The organism is Deltaproteobacteria bacterium (assembly GCA_016178705.1).
GTDB lineage: Bacteria > Desulfobacterota > Binatia > HRBIN30 > JACQVA1 > JACOST01.
This window is the reverse complement of the sequence record JACOST010000028.1, coordinates 649,810-674,943: the sequence shown is the minus strand read 5'-3', so window position 1 is coordinate 674,943 and position 25,134 is coordinate 649,810. Positions and strand designations below refer to the sequence as shown.

Here is a 25,134-nt window from a genome sequence, read left to right as displayed (position 1 = left end):
TGGTCAAAACCAAAGTCCATTCTCGATGAGCTTATTGAAACGACTCGCTGTGTTCTTCCGATGACGCCCCGCTCTGCGATCTCCGCGTTCTCGGCGGTGAGTGTTCTGTCACTTCAAGGCTAGTACACGACCGATGATCACGATCGTCAGCTATACGATCTACCACTCACCCAACGCCTATCTCGGCGTGTTGCTGGCGGAGCGCGCGTTGGCGAATCTCCCCGTTGTTATCGAACGACGCCCGATCTGCATCCCGAAGGATCGCGGCGTCAAGGTCGCCGATCTGGTCGGCGGCAAGGAGACGGCGGCGCAGACTTCGTATCATCGCGAAGATTGCCTGCGCTGGGCGCAGCGGCACGGCATCGAGTTGCGCCTGCTCGCGCCCGGTGAGTTCGATGAGCGCGCGGCGCGCTGGCACCAATCACCCTACGCCCGCGAAGAATTGCCGGCGCGCGCGTACTACGCGTCGCTCGGCACCGGCAAGGAAGCCGAGTTCGATCGCGCGCTGTTCCGCGCCGCGTGGGTCGAGGGACTCGATGTCAACGACGACGTAGTCGTGCGTCACGCCGCGGTAGTGGCCGGGCTCGATGCCGACGCGCTGCTCGACCGCGCGCGCCAAGACGAGGTGGGGCGCGCCGTTTACGACGCGCTCGCCGCGTTCGATCGTGACGACTGCCCCGGCGTGCCGACATGGATCGTTCATTGCGACGGCCCTAGCGAGCCTTTGGGCGAGCGCTTCTGGGGCAAGGACCGCGTCGATTGGCTGGCGGAGCGAGTGCGGTCGCTCGTTGCGTGAAGTGTCGCGGCCCTTCGGCGCCGGCAGTGGATGTGTTAGGTCCGGGCGCATGGATCGCGTTCGCATCGGCCTCATCGGTGCCGGTCTCATCGGCTCGACGCATGCGATCATGTTGCGCGAGATCGCCGAGCGACTCGGCGACGCGGTCGAGCTGACCGCGGTTTGCGACGCCGTGCCCGAGCGACGGCAGCTCTTCCAAAAGCGCTACGGTTTCCGCCATGCGTTCGCGACTGCAAGTGAGTTGCTGCGCGCCGACATCAACGCGGTCTTCATCTGCACGCCGACGGTATCGCACGCGGAATTGGTTTGCGCCGCCGCGGATCGCAAGCTGCACATCTTTTGCGAGAAGCCGTTGGCGATGACTTACGCCGAAGCGGTCGCGATCCACAAATCAGTGCAACGCGCAGGAGTGATCAATCAGATCGGCTTGGTGCTGCGCTTCTCCGCCGTCTATTGCGTGATGGCGGCGCAGCTGGCGCAGCCCGAGATGGGCGCGCCGATGGCTGTAGTATTCCGCGACGACCAATGCTTCCCGATCCGCGGCGGCCACAACACCGCCTGGCGCAAGGACCGCGCGCAGACCGCCGGCGGCACGCTGATCGAGCACGGCGTCCACGATCTCGATCTGCTGACGACCCTGTTCGGTCCGATTGCGCGTCTGCGCGCGTGGCAACAGAACCGCGCCGGACATCCCGGCGTCGAAGACTACATGGCCGTCGAGTTGGAGTTTGCGACTGGCTTGCGCGCCCAACTGGTGAACCTGTGGCACAACATGGTCGAGCGCAATTCCAATCGCCGCTTGGAGATCTTCTGCCAAGCCGGCTTCCTCGCCAGTGACTACGACATGATCGGCGATATCCTGCTCCAAGTTGGCGACGGTGAGGAACACCGCATCGCGCCACCGGAGGTGCTGCAACGCTTCGAGGCGCTGTTGCAACGAAGCGAGCATCGCTTCCGCGATTGGTACGGCTTGCCGTACATGCTGCAAGACCTGTCGTTCATCGAGTCGCTGCTCGCCGATCGGCCGGCCGCACCCGACATCGGCGCTGGCGTAGAGGCCCAACGCCTCGCCGCCGCGTGCTACGAAGCGGCGCGAACCGGTGCAGAGATCGCGCCAATTGGTTGGACGCCGTCGCCGTGATGCTCGCAACACGGGACAATCAGAGAATCCAGCGCGGATGGAGGGCCTGCGTTTGGTCGGTTGCCAGAGGAGGATCGAGCGATGCAGCCCAAACTTTGTGACTGTGATCGCGGCACCCGCATCGCGTTTCGCGTGGTCGCCTGATTGGGCGGCACGATCCTCGACACCGCGGCCTTCTGTGCCACGTGCTTAAACGAGGCCGCCTCGAACCTCGCCGAGTCTCGATCCGCACCCGGGACAGCACGAAGTCACCACTGGAGAAGCGTTTGAGCGGGAGGGGCGTCGGCGGATAGCCGTTGGAGGGAAGAGCGGTGTATCGAAGCGATCCGGTTCTGTCTCGCTGGAGATCTTCAGACGTTGCCAGATCTGTCTCCGCGCATCGGAGCTTCTTCGGTTGAAAGAGGAGCCGCCAAGCTCTTCTTCATGCGTGATAAACACCAGGCGGCGCAGAAAACTCTCTCCGTCGGTATAGTCAATCGCCCCGGCCGAGGCCGACTTCCGAGGGGAGACTTGGAGGGAGGATCAGCTTGATGACCTCACCCGAGGATTACGGAAGTCAACTGATACGACGTCAATACCGCTGACATCGGAGCGGGCGCCTTCTAGTTCGCTGGCCCGGCGCCGGATGACATCGACGACTTCCTCGAAGGCGAGTCGTCGGCCGCTGGCGGATTCTTCCCAGTATCCTTTGCGGCCAAACGTGCCGAGGATGTAGATGCCGTAGCGTGAGTTATTTGCCCGCAGATACTGCCCTACCAGCTGATTCTCAAGACGCTCCAGCAACTCGGCTAGCGCCAACTTGTCGGCCCACTTGACTTCAATGGATACCGGGGCAGTCCTCGGATTCTCTATCCGCAGGTCGGGTCTCTGCCGCAGATCGATTTCCTCCTCCTGCGGAACCGTGTAGCGCTGGCGCGAGCGCTCGTTTAGCTTGCGAGCTAGCCACCGTCTGAACACAAGTTCGTCATCATCCGCACGCAGTTCCTCGCGCAGGCTGTTGTCGGACTCTTCCACGTCGCGCTTGATGTCTCCGAACCGGTCGCAGGCGATCTTGAACAAGTCGCCATCCGTCTTGGCATCCCTCTCGTACTCGGCGGAGAAGCACCTCACATCGTTGGCAGTCCACGGCGGCGAGTCGGCCAGCTTTTGCGTTAGATCATCGAGTAGGTGCGCCGCCCAGTCGCGCGTGTTTGACAGCGCCGGGTCACCGATCAGTTCGCTGAGGACTCGTCTCGCCTCTTCGGAATGAAGTGCGGACAGCCTGATGAGTAACCCGTTTCGGAAATCTTGGGCCCAGTCTCGTTCGCCGGGCGAGTACACGCCACTGCCCGCGCGCTCGATATCGTCACGCGGCCTGATGTGCCGGAAAACGAGAGGAATGAATCGGCGGAGATGGATAGGCATGGCGTAATCTGGCTTTGAAATTGCCGGCACTGCTTCGAAGCCTCCGAGGGACCCGTTCAGCGCCGCGCACAGGCGCGTCATCGTCTGATCGGGGTCAGGCCAGCTTCCATCAGTGCCTTGTTCGATGAGATCCAGCGCGCTTGGAGCATCTAGCTGAAGCAAGACGGCAAGCCACATCACGAGCGATGGGCCACCGGGCATGGCTTGCTGTGCCCTCTCGCGAGCGATGGTCGTCAACTCTGAACACATGGGCTGAGCTCCACGGAGCAAGATCGTCAGCGCGAACTGAAGTATCCAGCGATTCGGCGGGTCGCTAGCGCGGAGCAGATCAATCAAGGTATCGCGTACGAGCGGGACAAGGGCGTCGCCCCGCCAAGCAAGGTCGGCCATAACCTCATGCACATGTTCTCGGTCCGCAGCAAACTGCCATTCGCCCTGGATACATTGGGACAGGACGCGGTGGACTGCATCGGGGCGGCGTGCGACGAGATCGCCGAACCACGGAGGAAAGCCGTTGATTTCGTTGACGGCGTAGCGGACAGCCAGCTCCGCCTCCTGTCCCGGCAGGTTTGAGAAGTCAAGCTGGCCGTCGGCCAATGAGGCTTGCAGACCGGCCAAGCCGGCTATGAGTCGGTTGTCGATCGCTCCCGGGTTTTGCTTCTCGTGAGGCAACGGCGGCACGAACCGGCGCCACACACGTTTGCACCCCTCTCTTGTTGCCCATGTAATCAATCGCCGGCGCTTCTGGCGCATTCGGTTCCGGGATTTCGGCGTAAGGTGGTTCTCGCCGCCCCGTTCGGGTGCTTCGAACACCAATTGGGCGAGCCACCCGGTCTCCACGCCAGAGCGGAGGGCTCTGATGTGAAGCAGTAGATTGCATTGTGCTCGGATTTCTCGCCAGCGACGTTTCATCTCGTACAGGCGCCGCTCCCACCACCATTTGCTCGCAAGCTTGACAGTAACGTACTGGTACCAGATCCGTTTGAAGTGCGGCCAACGCTCGCGTGCTGCGAGCTGCCGGAAAATCGCCAACAGAGGAGGTGTGTTCCTGACCGCGTCGACGATGTGGCGGCGCTCTCTCCAGCGCCGACCAGAGTTGTTCCATAGGTCTGTCGCCAGGCGGAGTGCCAATCCACGGTCGCGCGCCGTTGGGCGCTGGTTGATGTCGATCAAAAGCCAATCAAGATCTTCGATGCAGGGTTGCACAATCTCTCCATGGCCAAACACCTGGAGGAGGTAGAATGGCTCGCCCTCGTTCTCCTCTCGCCAGCTTTCGACCTCAAACCAAAAGTAGAGCCTCCTGACTAACGGATGCCGCCTCGTAAAAGCGTTGAGGTCTGGAAGCTTCTCATAGCCAACGGCTTCGTGATGATGACGGAGAGTACCGAGGAGCTGGATCGACGCCGCGGCGGCTTCGGCTTCCTGCTGCGTCAGGGAGGCCTTGGTCAGGAGAACCGTGAGCACAGTGGGCAGCATCTGCACTACCCAGGAGAACTGTTGTGACACACGCGCACTCCTCCGGTGAAGCGACAAATGCGGAGGCGTCCGCACAAGCTCGACCAACTCGGCAAGTAACGCGCCGCCGTGTTCCGGCCTCAACTCCGATTTGAGCTGCGCGCCTAGGAAGTAGGGCAGGTCGACGCTGAGCTGTGGGACGGGACTTGTCTTGCGAAGGAGCGCGACAAGCTCCCGAGCATTGATAGTGGAGGGGTACAGAGCTTCGCAAATTGTCCCGCACAGAGAATTCGAAATCTGCGTGAGACCGGCGGCGATGTTCGCAAGGCGCTCGTGGGTAGCAAGGTCGCCGATGTCGCGGATTGCAGCCGCCGCATACGACTTGAGTTCACCCGGCTCTTCGCTAGAAGCGACTATGTCGAGCGCGGTACTCAAGCAGTCACGGAGCCGTCCATGCCGGGCAAGCTGCAGCATCCGGGACCGGATGTCGATCGGAGCGGCACGGTCTGCGATGATCGCCGAGACATCTGGTGCAAGGCCGGGATCCGCCAAGCGACTAAGGCACTCCGGATCTGAATGGACCCACACGCGGTTTCGGCCCGCGAAGTTACTCACCAGTCTGTGGATCAGGCTCCGTTTGTATTCCAGAGGCAGACAGCTCGGATCGCCGTATTGCAGATGGATCTCCGGTGCCGCTTCGAGCATCCATCCCCGGAGATCTGCGTTCCATCGCTCGTTGCCGCAACACAACCACGCTGCGACTGGTGCCAGGGTCGGGCGCAGCACTCGTCTCCGGTTACGTCGATCGAAAATCAGCGCTTCGAGTGTGCTGATCGGGCAACCATCTCGAATGCGCGCTTCTAGCCATTTGGCAGCAAGGTACTCGCCCACGCGACGGTGGTGGAACCGAATGCGGCCGTAGCTGGCGCCATCGAATATCGCCCGCTCGAGCAGCGCACGAACTTCCTCCGGTCGCCATTCGTCGGGCAAACACGAGAGCGCGTCCAATGCTGGTGATCCAATAAACGCATCATCGGGCACTCTGAAATCCAACTGCTGGCACAGTATCGTTGCAGCGGCGAGCGCCTGTGCCCCTTCGCGCGCCTTCTTGGGCGAGAGGGGATCGCCTCTTCGCGTCTCGCGAAGACTTCGCTCGGCACCGGATTCGATGAGTTCGGTCAGCGAGCCCAGCCGACCGCGCTCAAGCCAGAACCGGACGAGATCCATTACATCGATTGGCCTTCGTGCGAATTCCCAGGCGTGCGCGGTGTTGAGCGCGGCTATGAATGCAGCCACATCGGCCACCTCACGCGCGGTGGCGAAAACCTCGACCTGCCGTTGATCGAGCGGTTGAAGGTGAACGACATAGATGGGTTCCGCATCCGTCCCGCCGCCGGCGATCTGTCCTGATCCAATGTCCTTCGAGCGCTGTCGCTGCCCAAATTGAATCAGCACCTCATGGGCGTCGCTCTCAGGTTCCCACTGACTTATGCGAGAGCTGATGAAGATTTTCGCGCGCGTCAAGTTGGCCGTGCCAATTTCATGCCGAAACCTGTCGAGAGCGCGGTAGAAGTCCGCAGAGCTTCGCAGCTTCGCCTCATCCACTGAGTCCAGGAAGAACATCGCTTCGTACCGACTACCGAGCCAGTCGCGGAACCGTCCGTATTCTGAGAAACCCAAAACTGGCTCCAGGCATTCATTGGTCAGGGCGTCGAGTCGGACATAAAACGCGCGCTGCCCCTCGAGAGTGGCGCGATGCTTAAACTCCCAACTCTTGCCACTGCCGGGTTCCCCCAGGACTACGACGAGTCGCCTCTTCAGAAGGTCAGCCCAGCCGATTGCGGGCTGGAGCCCAGGCAGAGTGCGGGTGTAGCTTGACGCAGCGGCCTCTTCCGGATTGGTTGCAGGATGTAGAGGCCGGAACGTACGATCGAGCTCTACGAAATCCGGAATTCCGCCATTCGCCATGCTGATAGACATCTCCGTGATTTTGTGACCGACGGCAAGAGCTGAACCAACTAGCTATTCCGACGCCCGCCAGCTCACATCGGAGTCGAGGTTGCGTTTCATCGGCAGCACCGTGCATGACCTTGGCCATGAACGGAATGCGTTGACCGGACCGGTTAGCAATGATGTAACCTCCGCGCATGTCTGACCCAATCAATCTCACCATGCCGATCGAAGAAGCGATGCGGACGCAGCGGGCGATTCGGCGGCTCAAGCCGGATGCGGTGGACGATGCGTTGGTGCTGCATTTGATCGAGCTGGCGCTCAATGCGCCGAGCGGAAGCAATCAGCAGAACTGGGAGTTCATCGTCGTGCGTGACCGCGCGGTGAAAGCGCGGCTCGCTTCGCTGACACGGATGCCGTGGCGGATCTACGGCAGCATCGGCCGCCGCGTCGCTCGCAATGATCCGAAGATGGGCAAGATCCTCGATGCCGTACAGTGGCAAACCGATCACTTCGAAGAGATTCCGGTTCTCGTTGTTGCCTGCTTGCGTGGAATGCGTCTGCCGTTTCCGCCGATCGTCGCCACCTCGTACTACGGTTCGATCTATCCGTCGGTGCAGAACCTGTTACTGGCGGCGCGCGCGGCTGGACTCGGTGCGGCGCTGATCACCATGCCGCTGTGGAGTACGTGGCTGGCGCGTCGCGCATTAGGTTTGCCGTGGAGCGTTGCGCCGTGCGCGGTCATCCCGCTCGGTTGGCCGAAGGGAAAGTACGGGCCGACGACCCGGCGCCCGGTCGGCGAGGTTGTGCATCTCGATCGGTTTGGTAATCAGCCGTTCAAGTCGTGAGGCGTGATTCGTGAGTCGGGACTCGTGATCGTGGCTCGTGTTCGTGGTTCGTGTTGGTGAGGGGCGATGAAACTGCGGATCTTGTTGATGGGATGTGGCGGCGTTGGCGGCATTCTCGGCGCCTCGCTGAGTGAAGGCGATTGCGAGTTGGTCGCGGTCACGCACAACGAGGCGATCGCGGCGGCGATTACTGCGCGCGGCTTCGAAGTGATCGACGGCGAAACACACCGCCACGCCGCGGCGCTGGCGCACGTGACGATCCCCGCGAATCCCGGCCACTTCGATTTGGTGCTGCTGGCGACGCAACCGGGGCAGGTGGAAGACGCGGCGCGCGCGGCGCTGCCGCATCTGGCCGCCACCGGCGCGATGGTGTGTTTCCAGAACGGTCTATGTGAGCACCGCGTGGCGGAAATCGCCGGCGGCGATCGTACGCTCGGCGCGATCGTCGCCTGGGGCGCATCGATGGTCGCGCCCGGAGTGTGTGAACGTACCTCGGCGGGCGGCTTCGTCGTCGGGCGACTCGACGGCGACACGCGCGACGAGCGGCTGACTGAGTTGAGCCGTGTGCTCACTCCGATCGGTCCGGTAACGATCACCGACAACCTCGCCGGCAGCCGCTGGAGCAAGCTGGCGATCAACTGCGCCATCAGCTCGCTCGGCACCATCGGCGGCGATCGTCTTGGCGCGTTGCTGCGCTATCGCTTTGCGCGCCGGCTGGGATTGGAAGTGATGACCGAAGCCGTCGCCGTCGCGCGCGCATCCCGCGTGCGGTTGGAGAAAGTGGCGGGCACGATCGACCTCGATTGGATTGCGCTCACATCAGCGGATCTCGTCGGACCCGGTTCGCCGTCGCTGATGACGAAGCATGCGCTGCTGCTCGCCGTCGGCGCCAAGTTTCGCCGCTTGCGTTCGTCGATGTTGGCTGCGATCGAGCGCGGCCGCGAGCCGGCGGTCGATTTTCTCAACGGCGAGGTGGTCACGCGCGGCTTGCAGCTCGGCATTCCGACGCCCATCAACGCGCGCGTGCGCACGCTCATCCACGCCATCGCCCGCGGCGCTGCGCGTCCAAGCCTCGATCTCTTGCGCCAACTCTACCGCGACAGCCGCAACGATATCGGTCCGGTCAACAAGCCGCGCTCGCCCCTGCGCGGCGACGGTATCCCAATCGAAGCCGCGCCGCCGGCGTGAAATAACGTGAGGGGTGAGACGTGAGGCGTGAGGGGATCGGAAAGGCCTGGCTCCTCACGTCTCACGCTTCACGTCTCACGCCTTACGATTTCAAATGTTCAGCGCCCGCTTGTCGACGGCGAGCGCGGCTTCTTTGAAGGCTTCGGCTAACGTCGGATGCGCGTGGACGGAGCGGGCGATGTCTTCGGCGCTGGCGCCGAACTCCATCGCCAGCGCGGCCTCGGCGATGAGGTCGGACGCGCGCGGGCCGAGGATGTGGACGCCGACGATGCGGTCGGTCTTGGCATCAGCGAGCATCTTCACCAGTCCCTCGGTTTCGTTCAGGCAGCGGGCGCGGGCATTGGCGATGAACGGAAAGCTGCCGATCTTTACGACGAGGCCGCGGTTACTAGCTTCCTCTTCGGAGAGACCGACACTGGCCAACTCGGGCCAGGTGTAGACGACGTTGGGGATCGCGTCGTAGTTCACGTGGCCGGCGACACCGGCCATCTGCTCGACTGCGGCGACGCCTTCCTCTTCCGCCTTGTGCGCCAACATCGGCCCCGCGATCACGTCGCCGATCGCATAGATGCCGGGCACGCTGGTGGCGTACGCGCGATCGACGTTGATGCGGCCGCGCTCGTCGTACGCCACGCCCGCTTCGCGCGCTCCGAGTCCCTGGTCGTGGGGGCGGCGGCCGACGGCGACCAAGACGACGTCGACCACTTCCTCGCTCGCTGTGCCTTCGCTATCGAGCGTCACGAAGACCTTGCTCTGCTTGATGCTCGCGGACTTTGCCGACGTGCGCAGATGAAACTTCAGGCCTTGCTTGGTCAGCGCCTTCTGCAGCTCGCGCCCCATCTGCACATCCGTGCCGGGGACGATGCGATCCATGAACTCGGCGACCACGACTTCGCTGCCGAGGCGGCTCCACACCGAACCGAGTTCGAGCCCGATCGCGCCGCCGCCGACCACCAGCATGCGCTGCGGCACCGCAGGCAAACGCAATGCCTCGGTCGAGCTGATGATGCGCTGGCCGTCGAACGGCAGATCTTTCAAATCGATCGGCTCACTACCGGTGGCGATGAGGATGCGCTTGGTGGAGAGCGTGCGCGTACCGCTCTCGCCGCGGACTTCGATGGTGGATGCGTTCACGATGCGGCCGAGGCCTTGCACCCGTTCGACCTTGTTCTTGCGAAAGAGTCCGGCGATGCCGGTGGTCAGCGTCTTCACGATCTTGTCTTTGCGCGCCAGCATCGCCGGCAGATCGAGGCTGACGGGTCCGACCTTCACGCCGTGAACGGCGAGGCCGTCTTGGGCTTGCGCGAAGTGCTCACTCGAATCGAGCAGCGCCTTGCTCGGAATGCAGCCGACGTTCAGGCAGGTGCCGCCGAGCGCGGCGTCCTTCTCGACACAGGCGACGCGCAAACCGAGCTGGGCGGCGCGGATCGCTGCGATGTATCCGCCTGGTCCGGAGCCGATGACGACAAGATCGAAAGCCTGCTCTGCCATACCGTTCACTTATCGGCTTCACGTCGGAGAGCCAAGCCGATGCGGAGAGTTTGCGGGAGAAATGCGCTCACTGCTGCGCCGTGTCGACGATGACCGCCGACTCGTCGAGCGCCGACGGCACCCAGACGCGGAACGTGGTGCCGCGCCCCGGTTCACTCTCCACGTCCAACGTCGCGCCGATCATGTCGACCAAGCGCCGGACGATGTAGAGGCCGAGCCCGACCCCGCCATGTTGGCGCGTTGGCGATTCGCCGATCTGACGAAACGGCTCGAAGATGATCGGCAACGCCTCCGCGGCGATGCCCACCCCCGTGTCGGTCACTTGCATCTCCACACCGCCGTCGCGTTCGTGCGCGCTCACCACAACCGAGCCGGCTTCGGTGAACTTGAGGGCGTTGCTCACCAGGTTCTTGAGGATGATCTTGAGTTTCGCCGCGTCGGAATAAACTGGCGGCAGCTCCGGGTCGATGCGCCACTCGACGTGCACGCCCGGCTTGTCCTGCAGCTCGCGCGTCTCGGCGTTCACTTGGGCGATCACGTCGCCGACGGACAGCCGATGCTTCTCCACTTCGACTCGACCGGATTCCAAACGACTCACATCCAACGTCGCGTTGATCAGCTCCAGCAGCTCGACGGCGCTCTGTCGCATGCGGCGCAGCACCGCGGCTTGCTCGTCGCCGAGTGCGCCGAAGGCCTGCTCTTGCAGCAGGTCGTGGTAGCCGAGGATGACATTGAGCGGCGTCCGCAGCTCGTGCGACATGGTGGCCACAAAGTCCGACTTGAGACGGTTGGCGGCGCGCAACTCTTCGAGCAGGACTTGCTTCTCTTCTTCATCTCGCTGGCGGACCGTGACGTCTTGGCACATTGACAGCAAGCCGACGAAGGTTCCGTCCCGACGCCGGAGCGGCGCACTATTCCACTCGCAGACGATGAGCCGGCCGTCGCGGGTGACATTTTGCGAACGCGCCGAGACGACGACGTGCTCAGTTTCCATACGGCGCAACGCCTCACGGACACCCTGATGTTGGGATTTCGGGGTAATGACATCGAAGGGATGTTTCCCGCGCACTTCGTCGAACCGATAGCCAAAGAGCTGTTCGGCCGCTGCGTTCCAGTACGTATAGCGAAACTCGGCGTCATTGATGATGCACCCGATCGGCATGTGATCGAGGATGAGCTGCAGACGCGAGAGCAGCTCCTCGCGTTCCGCATCGTGCTGAAACAAATCGCGGCGCAGACGATCGGCGCGGGTCGCCCCGGCGGCTGACAGCACCGCGGCGATGGCGATCGCGACGTAGTGATGGGAGCGCGGCGCTTCGTCGTAGGGTCGACCGGTGACGAGCAGGCAGGTCCAGTAGAGTGCCACGGTCACGCCCGCCGACACGTACTGGAGGCGCGCACTCCAGGGAAAGAAGAGGGCAGTGGCCATCAGCTTCAAACACAGAAAGACGATCGTGGCCGAGGTGTTGGTTTCGGGAATGAGAAGCTGCGCGGTGAGGCACGCCGTATAGGAGAGTTCCGCATCGAGGACGACCATCTGCGCGTGACGCCGCAGGGGCGTCCGCATCAGCCCGGCGTTCACCAGCGGAATCGCCAGTTGCAGCAGATACAACGTCAACGCGCCGCGCAGTTGCGCCGGCCGCATGATCCACTGGCTCAGCGCATACAGCGCGGTGACAGCAAAGACGGTGATCCCGAACGTCGGCGCACTGGCAGCGACGAGATCGTTGCGTTGTTTGGCAAAGGATTCCGCAACTGGTGGATGGGCGCCAGCAACCGGCAGCGGGTTCATGCGTCAATCTGAGGCGGGTGAGACCAAGGAGCTTTGGCCTGGGTCAGTGGGGAGCTGTCGGCGGTAGCGCATTCGCAACCCACGTAGCCGATAGAGTTTTGCGACCGTGGTCACGGAAAGCCATGCGCCGCAGAGGGTGGTCGAGATCAGCAATATGCAAATGGCGATGTGTTGCGTGGCGGACGGCGATCCGCCGCGCGCGACGGTTTCGCTGGCTTGCACCGTGACGACCAGCGTATGCAGTATCCACGGGCTCAACAGCAGGCCCATCAGCCACGCACCCGACCCGCACCATTCGATCCCCGACTCCCCATCCAGCACCAGCCAAGGTTCCTCGTCCGCCAGTGTCCGGTCGCGAAGGACGTAACGCAGTTGATTACGCATGAGCAGCAGGAGACCAATGGCAACGCCGGAGATGATCCACATCGCCAGACGCGATTCCATCTCGATGCCAAGGGTGGGGACTTCCACCCGCTTCTTCGTCACTTCCGCTTCGATACCCTCATAGAGCGTTCGGAGACCGTCGATCGTCTCACCCTCCGCGGCTGACTTTGCTTCAACTTCACGAGCGATCCGGGCGAGCTCCTTGTATGCGTGCTCGAGACCAGCGTCGTTCGCGTCGGCCTTCGGAACGGTAGCCTTCCGCCATAGGTCGAGACTTCCCAAGTCGTGCCATGGTCGCTCGCCCTCCTCGGCATCTCTTTCAAAGTGAGTTGACCACTCCGGCTCTGCGTTCAGATTGAATGTGGCCGTCGCGGAGACTCCGACACGGTAGCCCCCCGCGAACAGAAAGCGGGCATACCCCTGCGGTCGCGCGAACGAGACCGTGACCCTACCTTTCTCAACCGCACAGTCGGCACTTCCCAAATCACCCTCGTCCGCTTTAGCGGGTTCGCTGCGCGGCCCGCAGGTTCGGAGCGCCTCGGCGACGTATTCCTTGGCGAAGACTTCGCGCGCGGTTCGGAGCATTGTCTCCCGCGCTCGGTAGGCCGGCGCCAGATTCGAGGCCAACGCAAGGGTGGCGAGTAACAGCAGCGACAGCGTGCGCGCGGAAGAGAGATAGGAGCCACTCTTGAAGTCGCTGGTCTTGGGAAAGTTCGTCGTCGTTTCAGTTTTCCAAGATCTGGTCAGATAGAGCAGTGGTCCCGCCACCGGCAGGGCGAACATCAGCATGGCCAGATCATCCATGCCCCCAGCCCGCGCAACTTGCAGACCAACCCAATTGGCGGCAGCCAAAACAAAAGTCGCGAGGCTGAGCAGGCCGAGGCGCAGGAGTGCCGAGGCGAACGATATCCGCATCCACCACCAGCATCCCGCGAGATAGATCGCCGCGAAAACAATCCATGCGAGATCAGACGTGATGGGGCTATTGAAATTGTCCATGTTTCCAAGGGTGAAAAGAACCCACAAATCGCTCAGCAGCAGCCAGAGCCCAAACCCAGCCAACGCCACCGCGCGAAACACGAATTGGAGGATGCGCATTCGATTGAGGCGCGCCGACAGCGCGGCGATGGTGCATGCCTGTAAGACCATCACCGCGCCACTGAGAACCCACGCGACCCCGTACAATTCGGGCTCACTCTTGGACGTGTGGCGAACATCCAAGACCGTTTTCCATTGCGCCGGATCAAGAACTTTCACGGAGAAGATACAGATGCCGAGAGTGACCACGATCGTGCAGACAACCCATGCGACCGACAATGCACGGTGGAATCGCAGGAACAGCGCGATCAACTCGGCGCGCGTGCCCACTTCACTCGCGGGGTCACTCATACCGGCATCTGCGAACGCTCACACTTCGAGCAGCAGCCGGCTCGGATCTTCGATGCGCTCTTTGACGCGCACCAGGAAGGTGACCGCTTGCTCGCCGTCGACGAGACGATGATCGTAGGAGAGCGCGACGTACATCATCGGACGGATGACGATCTGGTCGTCGACAACCACCGGGCGCTTCTCGATCTTGTGCATGCCGAGGATGCCGCTCTGCGGCGGATTGAGGATCGGCGTCGACATCAGCGAGCCGTAAACCCCGCCGTTGGAAATCGTGAACGTGCCGCCGCTGAGGTCATCGATGCTGAGCTTGCCGCTGCGCGCTAGACCCGCGAGCCGCTCGATCTCTTTTTCGAGTTCGGCAAACGTGCGCTGCTCCGCGTGGGGCACCACCGGCACCACCAAGCCCCGCTCGCTGCCGACCGCGACGCCGAGGTTGACGTAGCGCTTGTACACCACGTCGGTGCCGCGAATCTCCGCGTTGACGGCTGGGATCTCGTGCAATGCGGTGACGCAGGCGCGCGCGAAGAACGACATGAACCCCAGCCCCACGCCGTGACGTTCCTTAAAACGTTCCTTGTAGCGCGCGCGCAGCGCCAGCACGCCGGTCATGTCGATCTCGTTGAACGTGGTCAGAATGGCCGCGGTGTGTTGCGCCTGCACCAAGCGATCGGCGATGCGCCGGCGCAGTGGCGTCAGCGCGACGATGTCTTCGCCGTCTTTCGATGCAGCCGGCCGTGTTGCCGGAGCCGGTGCAGGCTTTTCGAGATGCGCCAGGACGTCGCCCTTGGTGAGTCGTCCCTTTGGACCGGAACCCGGAACTGTCGCCGGATCGATGTCGTGCTCGCGCACCAGTCGCGCCACCGCGGGACTGAGCGGCGCGGTACTCGGTGCGGCTGGCGACGCGGGTGCACTGGTGGGTGCGGCGACCGCTGCGGGCGACTTCTTGGTGGCGCGCCCGTCGCTCTCGGTTATGCGTGCGACCACATCGCCAACCTGAACTGTTTCGCCCTCGCGGCGCACCAATTGCAGCACGCCGGCTTGCTCGGCGCGGATCTCCACGCTGGCCTTCTCGGTTTCGAGTTCGAGCAGCAGATCGTCAGTGGCCACCGCGTCGCCGTCGGCTTTGGCCCACTTCACAATGACCGCTTCGGTGATCGACTCGCCGAGCGTTGGGATGAGTACGTCAACCGCCATGTGCGCGCCTCACGAACAATGCCTGGTGCACCAGTTCGGCCTCCTCTTTCTGATGAAGTTTGTACGAACCGCTGGCGGGACTGGCGGCTTCCTCGCGCCCGATGTACGCCAGTCGGGAGTCGTCAGGCAGGAGCGCGCGCAAACGCGGCGCGACGAATTCCCACGCGCCTTGGTTCTGCGGTTCTTCCTGCACCCAACGCAGGTCACGCGCTTCGGGGTAGGTTCGCAACACGGCCGCGATCTCGTCGCCGGGAAATGGATAAAGTTGCTCGACGCGGACGATCGCGACCGAATCGATGGCCCGCTCGGCGCGTCCGGCCAACAACGCGTAGTACACCTTACCGCTGCACAGCAGGACGCGTGTGACGCGCTCGCGCGGGATCTCCGGGCCATCGTCGATGATGACTTGGAAGTCTGGGTCGCTCAGATCGCGCAACGGTGACACGGCGGCACGGTGCCGCAGCAAGCTCTTCGGGGTCATGATGATGAGCGGCTTGCGGAAGGTGCGGTGCATCTGCCGCCGCAGGACGTGGAAGTACTGCGCCGGCGTGGTCAGGTTGCACACTTGCAGGTTGTTCTCGGCGCAGAGTTGGAGAAAGCGTTCGAGCCGCGCGCTCGAATGCTCCGGCCCCTGGCCTTCGTAGCCGTGCGGCAACAGCAGCACGATGCCGTTCATGCGCTGCCATTTGGATTCGGCGCTGGCGATAAATTGATCGATCATCACCTGCGCCATGTTGGCGAAGTCGCCGAACTGCGCTTCCCACATCACCAACACGTACGGATTCGCCGAACTGAGCCCATACTCGAAGCCGAGCACGGCGGCTTCCGAGAGCATGGTGTCGACGATCTCGAAACGGCCTTGCGTCTCCGCGATGTGATTGAGCGGGACATGCTTCTCGTTGGTCTCGATGTCGCGCAGCACGGCGTGCCGATGGCTGAAGGTGCCGCGGCCGCTGTCTTGCCCTGTCAGCCGCACCGCCGTGCCTTCGAGCAGCAGCGAGCCGATCGCGAGCGCTTCGGCGCAGGCCCAATCGATTTGCTCGCCCTGCGTCACCATCTGCACACGCGCTTCCATCAAGCGGTGCGCCTTCGGGTGGACGTGAAAACCGTCGGGGTAGTGCGTGAACGCGGCGGCGACTTGTTGCAATTGTTCCTGAGGTACGGCGGTGCGCGCGCTCCAGTCGCTGCCCGCCCACTGAAACCCTTTCCATACGCCGCCGAGCGTGAACACTTGCTGCCGTGGCGAGAAGTCGCGGCTGTACATCAGCGCGGCGTCGAGCACCTCGCGAAAGTCGGCGGTGATCGCGTCAATTTCATCGGCCGTCGCGACGCCGGGCTGGATGAGGCGATCGCGGTACAGCGCGCGCACAGTCGGATGCGTGCCGATCTCACGATACATCACCGGCTGCGTGAAGGTCGGATCGTCGACCTCGTTGTGCCCGTGACGGCGGTAGCACACCAGGTGAATGATGACGTCCTTCTTGAAGCGTTGGCGGAAGCCGATGGCGAGTCGCGCCGCTTGCACGGCGGCCTCCGGGTCGTCGCCGTTGACGTGAAAGACCGGTGCGCCGATGATCTTGGCGACATCGCTCGGGTAGCGAGTGAAGCGCAGGTCGCTCGGCCCGGCGGTAAAGCCGACTTGATTGTCGACGATGATGTGAATCGTGCCGCCGGTACCGTAGGCCTCGAGTTCCGAGAGCGCCAAGGTTTCCGGCACGATGCCTTCACCGGTGAACGCGGCGTCGCCGTGCATCAGCACCGGCACCACGCGGCTGCGTTCGCGGTCGCCGAGATGATTCTGTTTGGCGCGCACCATGCCCTCGACGACGGGGTTGACGACTTCGAGGTGGCTCGGATTGGAGCTCAGCGAGAGGTGGATCTTGTGGCCGCTGGCGGTGGTGAAATCGCGCGAGTACCCGAGATGATACTTCACGTCACCGTCGCCCTGGACGTCGGCGGGCAGAAACGTGCCTTCGAACTCGGAGAAAATCATCTCGTACGGTTTGCGCAGAATATTGGCGAGCACATTGAGGCGGCCGCGATGAGCCATGCCGAGCACCATCTCCTCGACCCCCAGGTCGCCGGCGCCGGCCACGACTTCCGCCAGCATTGGGATGAGTGCCTCGCTGCCTTCGAGCGAGAAGCGTTTCACCGTCGGATACTTCGTGTGCAAGAAACGTTCGAAGTCTTCGGCTTGGATGAGTTGAGACAGCACACGCACGCGGTCATCGCGCGTCAACGCCGGCCGATTGCGCGTGGGCTCCATGCGATCGCGCAGCCAATCGCGTTGCTCCTTGTCGGCCATCTCCATGTACTCGACGCCGAGAGTGCCGCAGTACGTGTCGCGCAGGGCGCCGATCAACTCGCGCAGGGTGGCGGTGGTAAAGGCGCGGAAGTTGCCACACTCGACCGTGCGATCGAGGTCGTGGTCAGCGAAACCGAACTCGGACATCTCTAACAACGGATGGTGAACTTGATTGTGGCCGAGCGGGTCGAGGTTGGCGATCAGGTGACCGAGTTCTCGGTACGAATGGATGAGGTCGAACACGCCGATGACCGGCGCGGGGAGTTTGGCGGTGGCCGCCACCGCGGGCGCCACGACCGCCGCCGCGCCGTTGCTCCCTCGCGCCATTTCGAAACCGGCAAAGAACAGCGCCCATTGCGCGTCGACGGCCGCCGGATCCTGCAGGAACCGGTGATAGAGATCTTCGACGTACTCGGCGTTGGCGCCGTTGATGAAGTCCAGCGTGCTCACGATCGACCCTTCAGATTTCCGTTCACACTCGCCAGCACACGCGCATGCTCGGGCGCGGACGCACAGCTCAATACCGCTCAGGGTATGATGATATACCGTGAGGAACAAGTCCCGGCCGCGCGCACCGGCCGTGAGATGGACAGACGCCGGCACAGCGCTATAAGGGCGGCATGGCCACTCCGCATACCGACCTCAGCGTCGATGAAATCAAACTTTCCGATCCGTTTTTCTGGGCGCGTACCGACCGCGAAGGCGCGTTCGCTAAGCTCCGCGCCGAGCGGCCGGTGTCGTTCCATGAAGAGATGGAGTACCCGGGCCTGCCGCTGGGGCCCGGATTCTGGGCTATCACGCGCTACGCCGATGTCTGGACGGTGAGCCGCAATCCGCAACGCTTCATCTCGGGACAAGGGTCGAACATCGGCGACTTGCCGATCGATCTGGCTGAGTTCTTCGGCTCGATGATCAACATGGACGCGCCACGCCACACCAAGCTGCGCTTGATCGTCAACCGCGGCTTTACGCCGCGCCGGGTCGGCAACGTCGAGCACACGGTGCGTGAGAAGGCGCGCAAGATCATCGCCGCCGTGGCCGAACGCGGCGAGTGCGACTTCGTCAACGACATCGCCGCCGCGCTGCCGCTCGAAATCATCTGCGACATGATGGGCATCCCCCCGTCGGACTACCGGCGCGTATTCGAACTCACCAACACCATCCTCGGCGTCGGCGATCCGGAGTACGCCAGCACCATCGAACAGCTGATGGCAGCCGGCATGGAGCTGGCGCAGTACGCGCAGCGGCTGGGCGAGGAGCGGCTCGTCACGCCGACCGAGGACATCACCTCGGCGATGATGCACGCCGAAGTCGAAGGGCAGCGCCTCAGCCCGCAAGAGTTCGGGTCGTTCTTCATCCTCCTCGTGGTGGCCGGCAACGAAACCACGCGCAACGCGATCAGCCACGGGATGAAGGCGCTCACCGATTTTCCCGCCGAGCGTGCGAAGTGGCAACACGACTTCGCACGCGTCACCCCGACCGCGGTGGAAGAGATCGTCCGCTGGGCCTCGCCGGTGATTCATTTCCGCCGCACCGCCACCGAAGACACCGAACTCAGTGGCCAAGCGATCAAAGCCGGCGAGAAGGTGGTGATGTGGTACAACTCGGCGAATCGCGATGGAGAGCAGTTTGCCGATCCGTATCGCTTTGACGTCACGCGCGACCCCAACGAACATGTCGGCTTCGGCGCCGGCGGTCCACACTTCTGCCTCGGGGCGAATCTTGCCCGCCGCGAGATCGCGGTCATGTTCGAGGAACTGTTCCAACATTTGCCGGATATTGAGATCAGCGGGCCGCCTGACATGCTGCTGTCGGCCTTCATCCACGGCATCAAGCGCATGCCGTGCCGCTTCACGCCAACGAAGCTGTCGCTTGCCTAGTCGACCCGCGCGCAACTGCCGGGTGGAATCCCCGCGGCGAACAAGCCGGGCTGAATGAGACCGGCGAGTAGTTCGGCACTCTCAACGATGCGTGGACCGGGGCGGTTGAGGTAGGCGTTGCCGTCGGCGAGATAGACGCGACGGTTGCGCACCGCCGGCAGCGTCTTCCACTCAGAATGATCGGTGAGTTGTGACAGCTCGGTTCGCGTTTGCGGCAGCTTGAAGCCGCACGGCATCACGACGATCGCTTCGGGCGCATACGCGACGAGATCCACCCACGTTATCGTCGGACTGTGCGCGCCCGGTTGCACGAGGTCGTAGCGGCCACCAGCGAGCGTGACCAACTCCGGAATCCAGTTGCCGCCGACCATCAGCGGCTCAATCCATTCGATGCACGCGACGCGCGGGCGGCTGTGCACTTGTAGCGCGCGTTCGCGGATGGCGTCGATGCGGCGGCGCATCTGGGCGATGACAGCCGCGCCCTCGCTGGTTCGATCGGTTGCGGCGGCCACGCGCGCGATGTCGTCAAGAATGTCGTCGAGCGTGTTTGCCTTCAGCGACACGATCGCGACATCGTTGCCGAAACAGTCTCGCGCCGCCCGTTCGACTTCGGTCGACGACACGGCGCACACTTCGCACTGGTCTTGGGTGATGATCAGATCGGGTTTCAGGCGCTGCAACACGTCGATCTTGATGCGGTAGACGCTCAGACCGTCGCGTACCAACGCCCGCACGTCGTGGTCGATCGCCGCCGACGCGCGGCGCGCGTCAATCTTCGGCTCGGTGAGCACCGGTCGTCCGACGATTGTTGGCGGGTAGTCGCACTCGTGCGAGATTCCGACGAGTTGATCGGCGAGGCCCAGAGCGCACACGATCTCGGTGGCGCTGGGGAGCAGGGAGATGATGCGGGCAGACATGCGGCGCCTCACCGTGGCGGCGGCTCAAGCTTGTCGCCGCAGGTCGAGCCGCAGCGCTGACAAACGTACTCGTACTTGTCAGCGCCGAGGAGCACGATCAGCAATCGCTTACGCACCGGCATCGCCTGCCGGCACGTGGGGCAGAACAACAGCGAGGCTTCGAGCTGGTCGTAGGAGGCTTGCGGATGTGGTGGTCGCGGCATCGAATTGTGTTCAGCTGACGCGGCCGTTATAAGGCCTCCCGCAGAGCGGTTCAACATGCGCGCCGTGTACGTCGAAACCTACGGCTGCCAGATGAACGTGGCAGACACGGAACTGTTGCTCGGCCACCTGGGCCGCAGCGGCTACACCCGTACCGACGATCCGGCCGCGGCCGACGTGATCCTGCTCAACACCTGCGCCATCCGTGAGCGCGCCGAGGAGCGCGTGCTCGGTCGCCTCGGCGAGTTGCAGCACCACAAGGCGCGGCGGCCCGAGGTTCAGCTCGGTCTCGCCGGTTGCATGGCGCAACACTTACGCGACCAGCTCACGGCGCGCGCCCCGTTCGTCGACTTCGTCGTCGGCCCCGATTCGTATCGCCGCTTACCCGCGATGCTGGCGCAGGGCGATGCGTTCGTCGAGGTGCGCCTCGGCCGCGACGAAACCTACGCCGACATCGCGCCCGCGCGCGCCGCCGGCGTGCGCGCATGGCTGTCGATCATGCGGGGATGCGACAAGTTCTGCACCTTCTGCGTGGTCCCCTACGTCCGTGGGCGCGAGCGCAGCTTGCCCGCTCATGCTGTGCTCGAGCAAGTGCGCGCCGTCGCCGACGACGGGTATCGGGAAGTGGTATTCCTCGGACAGACGGTCAATGCCTATCGCGATGGCGCCGTCGATTTCGGCGAGTTGCTTCGTCGCACTGCGGCGATCGACGGTATCGAACGCATCCGCTTCACCTCACCGCATCCGGCCGACATGACCGAGTCGGTGATCGCGGCGCTGGCGGAGTGCACGAAAGTCTGTCCGCAGATTCATCTGCCCCTACAGTCGGGTTCCGACGCGGTGCTGGCGCGCATGGAGCGCGGGTATACGCGCGACCAATACCTCCGGCTCGTGGAACGCTTGCGCGCTGCCAAGCCGGGCGTCGCGCTCAGCACCGACATCATCGTCGGGTTCCCCGGCGAGACTGACGCCGACTTTGAGGCCACTCACGAGCTGATGCGCGCGGTCCGCTACGACAGCGCGTTCATGTTCAAATACTCGCCGCGCGAGCACACCAAGTCGTTCGATTGGCCGGAAACGGTTTCCGATGCGGAGAAGGGGCGGCGATTGCAAGCGATCATCGCGCTGCAAGAGCAGACGTCGACCGCGATCAATCAGGCGTTGGTCGGTGCGACGTTTGACGTGTTGGTCGAAGGCCCGGCACGCCGCAGCCCGGGCCGGCTCGCCGGCAAGACGCCGCAGTTCAAGACCACGGTGTTCTCAGCCGATGGGGCACAGGCAGGCGACACGGTCGCCGTGCGCGTGACCTCCGCCAACGGGCACACGTTGGTTGGCGAGGCGGCCTGAGCAGCGGATCCTACTCGATCCTCACATCATCATGCGTTGGTGCGGGCACTCGTCGAGGTCAGACACTCGCACATCGCGCGCAGCCAGCCGGCGGTGGCGGCTTCGTCATCGCAGATGGTTTGCAACAGCGCCTTGGTCTCCTGATCTTCATCGATCTGACAGATGACGTCTTTGATCGGTTTGATCGCGGATTCGACGTCCGGGTTGCGGGCGATGAAGTCGCGCAGCTTCTCGCCGTCGGAGAGTGCGGTCGAGGCGAGCATCGCGCGCGCCTTGATGCGGATCTCGTCGGGAATCGCCGCGCGCAGCTCGCCGCCCAACTCGCAGAGGCGCTGCTCGAGCAGTTGGCTGTGCATGAACTCGCGATGGCAGACGGTGCGCAAACCGCCCTTCAACTCGGGGACCCGACAGGTCTCGATCCACAACGGCAACACTTCCGACGCATACTTCTCGCCGGCGCGGAATTTGTCGAGGAACGACACCAGCATCTTGCGCTCGCTCGCATACGCGCGGCCGTTGATCTGGTAGGTCTTGCCGCTGGCGCCGGCCGGAGCGGTGATCCCGATCTCGCGCATTTGTTCTGCGAACAGCGCGTCGGAGATCAGCCCCTTGCGGTACGCTTTGAGCAGTTGCCTTGCCTCGAACTCTTGGCTCACGCCAGCGGTGGGCTCAGCGCTCGGCTGGTTAATCGCCGGGTGTGCGTGTCCGTTGCCGGTACTCCCCGTTTGCGTTTTCGTAACCGCTGCAGTGGTGCGCGCCATTCGTCTTCTCCTCTCCGGTCGAATGAAAGTAGCGAAGTCTCACGCCTAGTCCAGAACACCCCTTGGCGTCAATCTGAACCTGACCACCTGAACGCGGCGAATTCTGCAAATCCACCCGTCAACGGCAAGCCAAAAAAAAGGGATTGGCTCAAGCGCTTTCGCGCGTGCTATAGCCAAGCCGCCGCTCGGCACGCAGGGCGCTCGGTATGGAATACCTACACTGAGCGTCCACCGGCGGGGAAGAGAGGGAGCAGTGCGGATTCGAATCATCGTTCTTGCGATCATTGTCGCGGCGTGGGTGAGCCCGACGTTCGCGCGTACCGGTTTGTTGCCCTCGAACCAACGGGTCAGCGGGCGCGGCTCGCAATTCGAGCTGATCCAGTTCGGTCTATTTCCGGCCGGCATGGTGATGAGCCAAGACGGCGGGTTCTTGTTCATCACCAACAACGGCTTCACCAACCAATCGCTGATGACCTTCAACACGGCGACGCACGCCATTCACGAGGTCAAGATCGGCCTTGGCTTCAACCAGCTGTTCCAGGGCATCGCGCTCGCGCCCAACGGTCGAACCGGCTTTGCCTCGGGGGGGCCGACCGACGTCGTGCGCCCGGTCACCATCGCGGATGATGGCTCGCTGACCGAGGAAGACGAGATCCCGCTGTCCGGCTTCCCCGCTGGCATGGTGATCAGTCCCGATGGCCAACGCCTGTACGTGACGCAAAATCTCGCCCACGCCGTGGCGGTGATCGACGTGGCCAGCCGCACCGTGCTCACCAGTATCCCGGTCGGCAAGTCGCCCTGGGGATTGGCGATCCACCCGACCCGTCATGAGCTGTACGTCACCAATCGCGGCGACCGCACGGCGACGATCATCGACACCGACATGAACGTCGTCCGCGGCACGGTGACCACCGGCGTGAACCCGAACGCGATCGCGGTCACGCCCGATGGAGCGAAGGTGTTCATCGCCAACGCCAACAGCGACGATGTCACCGTGTTCGACGTGCTCAGTCCGGCGACCGCGCGCACGATCTCGCTGACGCCGTTCGAGGGCGCGCGCCCCGGCAGCAGCCCGTCGGCACTCGCCATCAGCCCGGATGGCCGCAACGTGTACGTGGCCACGTCGTGGGAAAACGCCGTGGCCATGATCGACACGGCGAGTGAGACGGTGCGTGGCTACATCCCGACCGGTTTCTATCCCAGCGCGATCGCCGTCAGCCACAACAGCCAGTTCATTTACATCGCCAATATGAAGGGTGACCGCACCTATCCGCGCACCCGCAAGATTCAGCGACTCGACTTCCTCTTCAACATCAACCTCGGGGGCACCTACGGTGTGCACGGTACGCTGCAGATCGTTCGTCGCCCTTCCGAGCCGCGCCTGCGCGGGTTCACGCACCGCGTGGTGGCCAACAACGGGTGGGATACCGGTGTGCGTCCGAGCAATCATCAACCCACGGTCACCGCGTGCTCGCCGATTCCATGCACCGGCGCCGACGAGAGTCCGATGCAGCACGTGTTCTTCGTCGTGCGCGAGAACAAGACCTACGATCAGATCCTCGGGGATCTCCCCGAAGGCGACGGCGATCCCAGCCTGCAGATCTACAAGCCGAAGACCACGCCCAACGTGCGCGCCCTCGTGCGCGAGTTCGCACTGCTCGATCGGCTCTTCGCCAACAGCGAGAAGAGCGAGCCCGGTCATGCGTGGACCGCGGGGGCGATCGACACCGACTACGAAGAGCGGACCTGGGTGCCGGTCACCTTCAACGTCCGCCCCGACGACATCGGCAGCCACCATTCGAACGACATCGGCGAAACGGTCCGCGGCATCATGGGACCGATCGCGGCGCCCGAGGGCGGCTTCTGGTTCGACAACTGTTTCAATCACGGCCTCAGCTTCCGCAATTACGGCGAATTTCTCCGCGTCGACGACGCCGGCAACCCGATCGACTATTGGTTGCAGAACACCAGCCTGGACTTTCGCGTATTCGATTTGTCGGTCTCCGATGTGAGCCGCTTCGAAACCTGGCGCAACGAGTTCACGCAGCAGATCGCAGGTGGCACCGTGCCGCGGTTCACCTACATCGCGCTCCCCAACGACCATACCGGTGGTGGGAGTGCGGGCCTGGCAAAGCCGGACGCGTACGTCGCCGACAACGATTTTGCCCTCGGCAAAATCGTCGAGACGATCTCGGCGGCCACCGACATCTGGAAGCAGTCGGTCATCTTCGTGATCGAGGACGATTCGCAGTCCGGTGGCGACCACGTCGATTCGCATCGGACCGTCGGCACCGTCATCGGTCCGTACGTGCGCCGCCACCAGGTGAACCACACCCGCTATGATATGGGGAGCATGCACCGCACCATGGAACTCATTCTCGGTCTGCCGCCGATGAGCCGGTTCGATCAAATGGCGATCGTCATGCGCGACGTGTTCACCGACACGCCGGATTTCACGCCGTTCACGGCGCGACCGCAAGAAGTGCCACTCGATCTGCCCGCCAGTGCGGCCGCGATCGACAACCGCTCGCGCGCGGCTCAGCTCTCGCGCCAGTACGACTTCAGCCGCCCCGATCGCGTTCCCGACGCCGTGCTCAACGAAATCTTGTGGGACTACTTCCACGAGCCGGAGCAGGCGCGATAAAGGACAGTCGGTCAACCAGATTTCCAGTCAGATTCATTCGGCAGACC

16 protein-coding genes are annotated in these 25,134 nt (G+C 63.3%); 7 read left to right on the top strand and 9 right to left on the bottom strand.

From position 1 onward, the window contains the following. Positions 1-133: 133 nt before the first annotated feature. Positions 134-796 (top strand): DsbA family protein, encoded by a 663-nt coding sequence (locus HYR72_20010; protein ID MBI1817263.1) that lies wholly within the window; start codon positions 134-136, stop codon positions 794-796. A 49-nt stretch (positions 797-845) separates the two neighbouring features. After that, positions 846-1,937: a Gfo/Idh/MocA family oxidoreductase gene (locus tag HYR72_20005; GenBank protein MBI1817262.1), complete on the top strand. Its 1,092-nt coding sequence runs from the start codon at positions 846-848 to the stop codon at positions 1,935-1,937. A 522-nt stretch (positions 1,938-2,459) separates the two neighbouring features. Here HYR72_20005 and HYR72_20000 read toward each other — a convergent pair. Continuing rightward, the gene (locus HYR72_20000) at positions 2,460-6,764 is read right to left on the bottom strand and encodes a hypothetical protein (GenBank protein ID MBI1817261.1); all 4,305 of its coding nucleotides are present in this window, start codon (positions 6,762-6,764) and stop codon (positions 2,460-2,462) included. A 203-nt stretch (positions 6,765-6,967) separates the two neighbouring features. Between HYR72_20000 and HYR72_19995 the strand changes: the two genes are divergently transcribed. Beyond that, complete coding sequence (locus HYR72_19995; protein MBI1817260.1) at positions 6,968-7,594, top strand: nitroreductase family protein; 627 nt, start codon at positions 6,968-6,970, stop codon at positions 7,592-7,594. A gap of 87 nt (positions 7,595-7,681) precedes the next feature. Beyond that, positions 7,682-8,782: a 2-dehydropantoate 2-reductase gene (locus HYR72_19990; protein MBI1817259.1), complete on the top strand. Its 1,101-nt coding sequence runs from the start codon at positions 7,682-7,684 to the stop codon at positions 8,780-8,782. A gap of 90 nt (positions 8,783-8,872) precedes the next feature. Here the strand turns inward: HYR72_19990 and lpdA are convergent, their stop codons facing one another. The 5 genes from lpdA to HYR72_19965 form a co-directional block, all read right to left on the bottom strand. Continuing rightward, positions 8,873-10,273, bottom strand: coding sequence for a dihydrolipoyl dehydrogenase (lpdA, locus tag HYR72_19985; protein MBI1817258.1), 1,401 nt, complete (start codon positions 10,271-10,273; stop codon positions 8,873-8,875). Positions 10,274-10,340: 67 nt separating this feature from the next. Further along, entirely contained in the window at positions 10,341-12,065 is a 1,725-nt protein-coding gene (locus HYR72_19980) for a PAS domain-containing sensor histidine kinase (GenBank protein MBI1817257.1), read from the bottom strand. A 3-nt stretch (positions 12,066-12,068) separates the two neighbouring features. Then, positions 12,069-13,838: a hypothetical protein gene (locus HYR72_19975; GenBank protein ID MBI1817256.1), complete on the bottom strand. Its 1,770-nt coding sequence runs from the start codon at positions 13,836-13,838 to the stop codon at positions 12,069-12,071. Between the two features lie 18 nt (positions 13,839-13,856). Further along, positions 13,857-15,032: a 2-oxoglutarate dehydrogenase complex dihydrolipoyllysine-residue succinyltransferase gene (gene odhB, locus HYR72_19970; protein ID MBI1817255.1), complete on the bottom strand. Its 1,176-nt coding sequence runs from the start codon at positions 15,030-15,032 to the stop codon at positions 13,857-13,859. Further along, entirely contained in the window at positions 15,022-17,778 is a 2,757-nt protein-coding gene (locus HYR72_19965; GenBank protein MBI1817254.1) for a 2-oxoglutarate dehydrogenase E1 component, read from the bottom strand. Before HYR72_19965 ends, odhB begins: the two co-directional genes overlap by 11 nt. Before the next feature lie 179 nt (positions 17,779-17,957). On the opposite strand from HYR72_19965, the gene HYR72_19960 reads away from it, so the two are divergent. Continuing rightward, on the top strand, positions 17,958-19,217 hold the full coding sequence (locus HYR72_19960; protein MBI1817253.1) for a cytochrome P450: 1,260 nt from the start codon (positions 17,958-17,960) through the stop codon (positions 19,215-19,217). Here the strand turns inward: HYR72_19960 and HYR72_19955 are convergent. Together HYR72_19955 and HYR72_19950 are read right to left on the bottom strand one after the other, a co-directional pair. After that, complete coding sequence (locus tag HYR72_19955) at positions 19,214-20,134, bottom strand: cobalamin-binding protein (protein MBI1817252.1); 921 nt, start codon at positions 20,132-20,134, stop codon at positions 19,214-19,216. The genes HYR72_19960 and HYR72_19955 overlap by 4 nt on opposite strands. An 8-nt stretch (positions 20,135-20,142) precedes the next feature. After that, entirely contained in the window at positions 20,143-20,337 is a 195-nt protein-coding gene (locus HYR72_19950; GenBank protein MBI1817251.1) for a hypothetical protein, read from the bottom strand. A gap of 55 nt (positions 20,338-20,392) precedes the next feature. Between HYR72_19950 and miaB the strand changes: the two genes are divergently transcribed. Further along, entirely contained in the window at positions 20,393-21,682 is a 1,290-nt protein-coding gene (gene miaB / locus HYR72_19945; protein MBI1817250.1) for a tRNA (N6-isopentenyl adenosine(37)-C2)-methylthiotransferase MiaB, read from the top strand. 29 nt (positions 21,683-21,711) lie between these two features. On the opposite strand, the gene HYR72_19940 is transcribed toward miaB, so the two are convergent. After that, positions 21,712-22,443, bottom strand: coding sequence for a hypothetical protein (locus HYR72_19940; protein ID MBI1817249.1), 732 nt, complete (start codon positions 22,441-22,443; stop codon positions 21,712-21,714). 253 nt (positions 22,444-22,696) lie between these two features. Between HYR72_19940 and HYR72_19935 the strand changes: the two genes are divergently transcribed. Then, positions 22,697-25,087 carry a bifunctional YncE family protein/alkaline phosphatase family protein gene (locus HYR72_19935; GenBank protein ID MBI1817248.1) on the top strand — a complete coding sequence of 797 codons (2,391 nt, stop codon included), beginning with the start codon at positions 22,697-22,699 and terminating at the stop codon, positions 25,085-25,087. Positions 25,088-25,134: the final 47 nt, after the last annotated feature.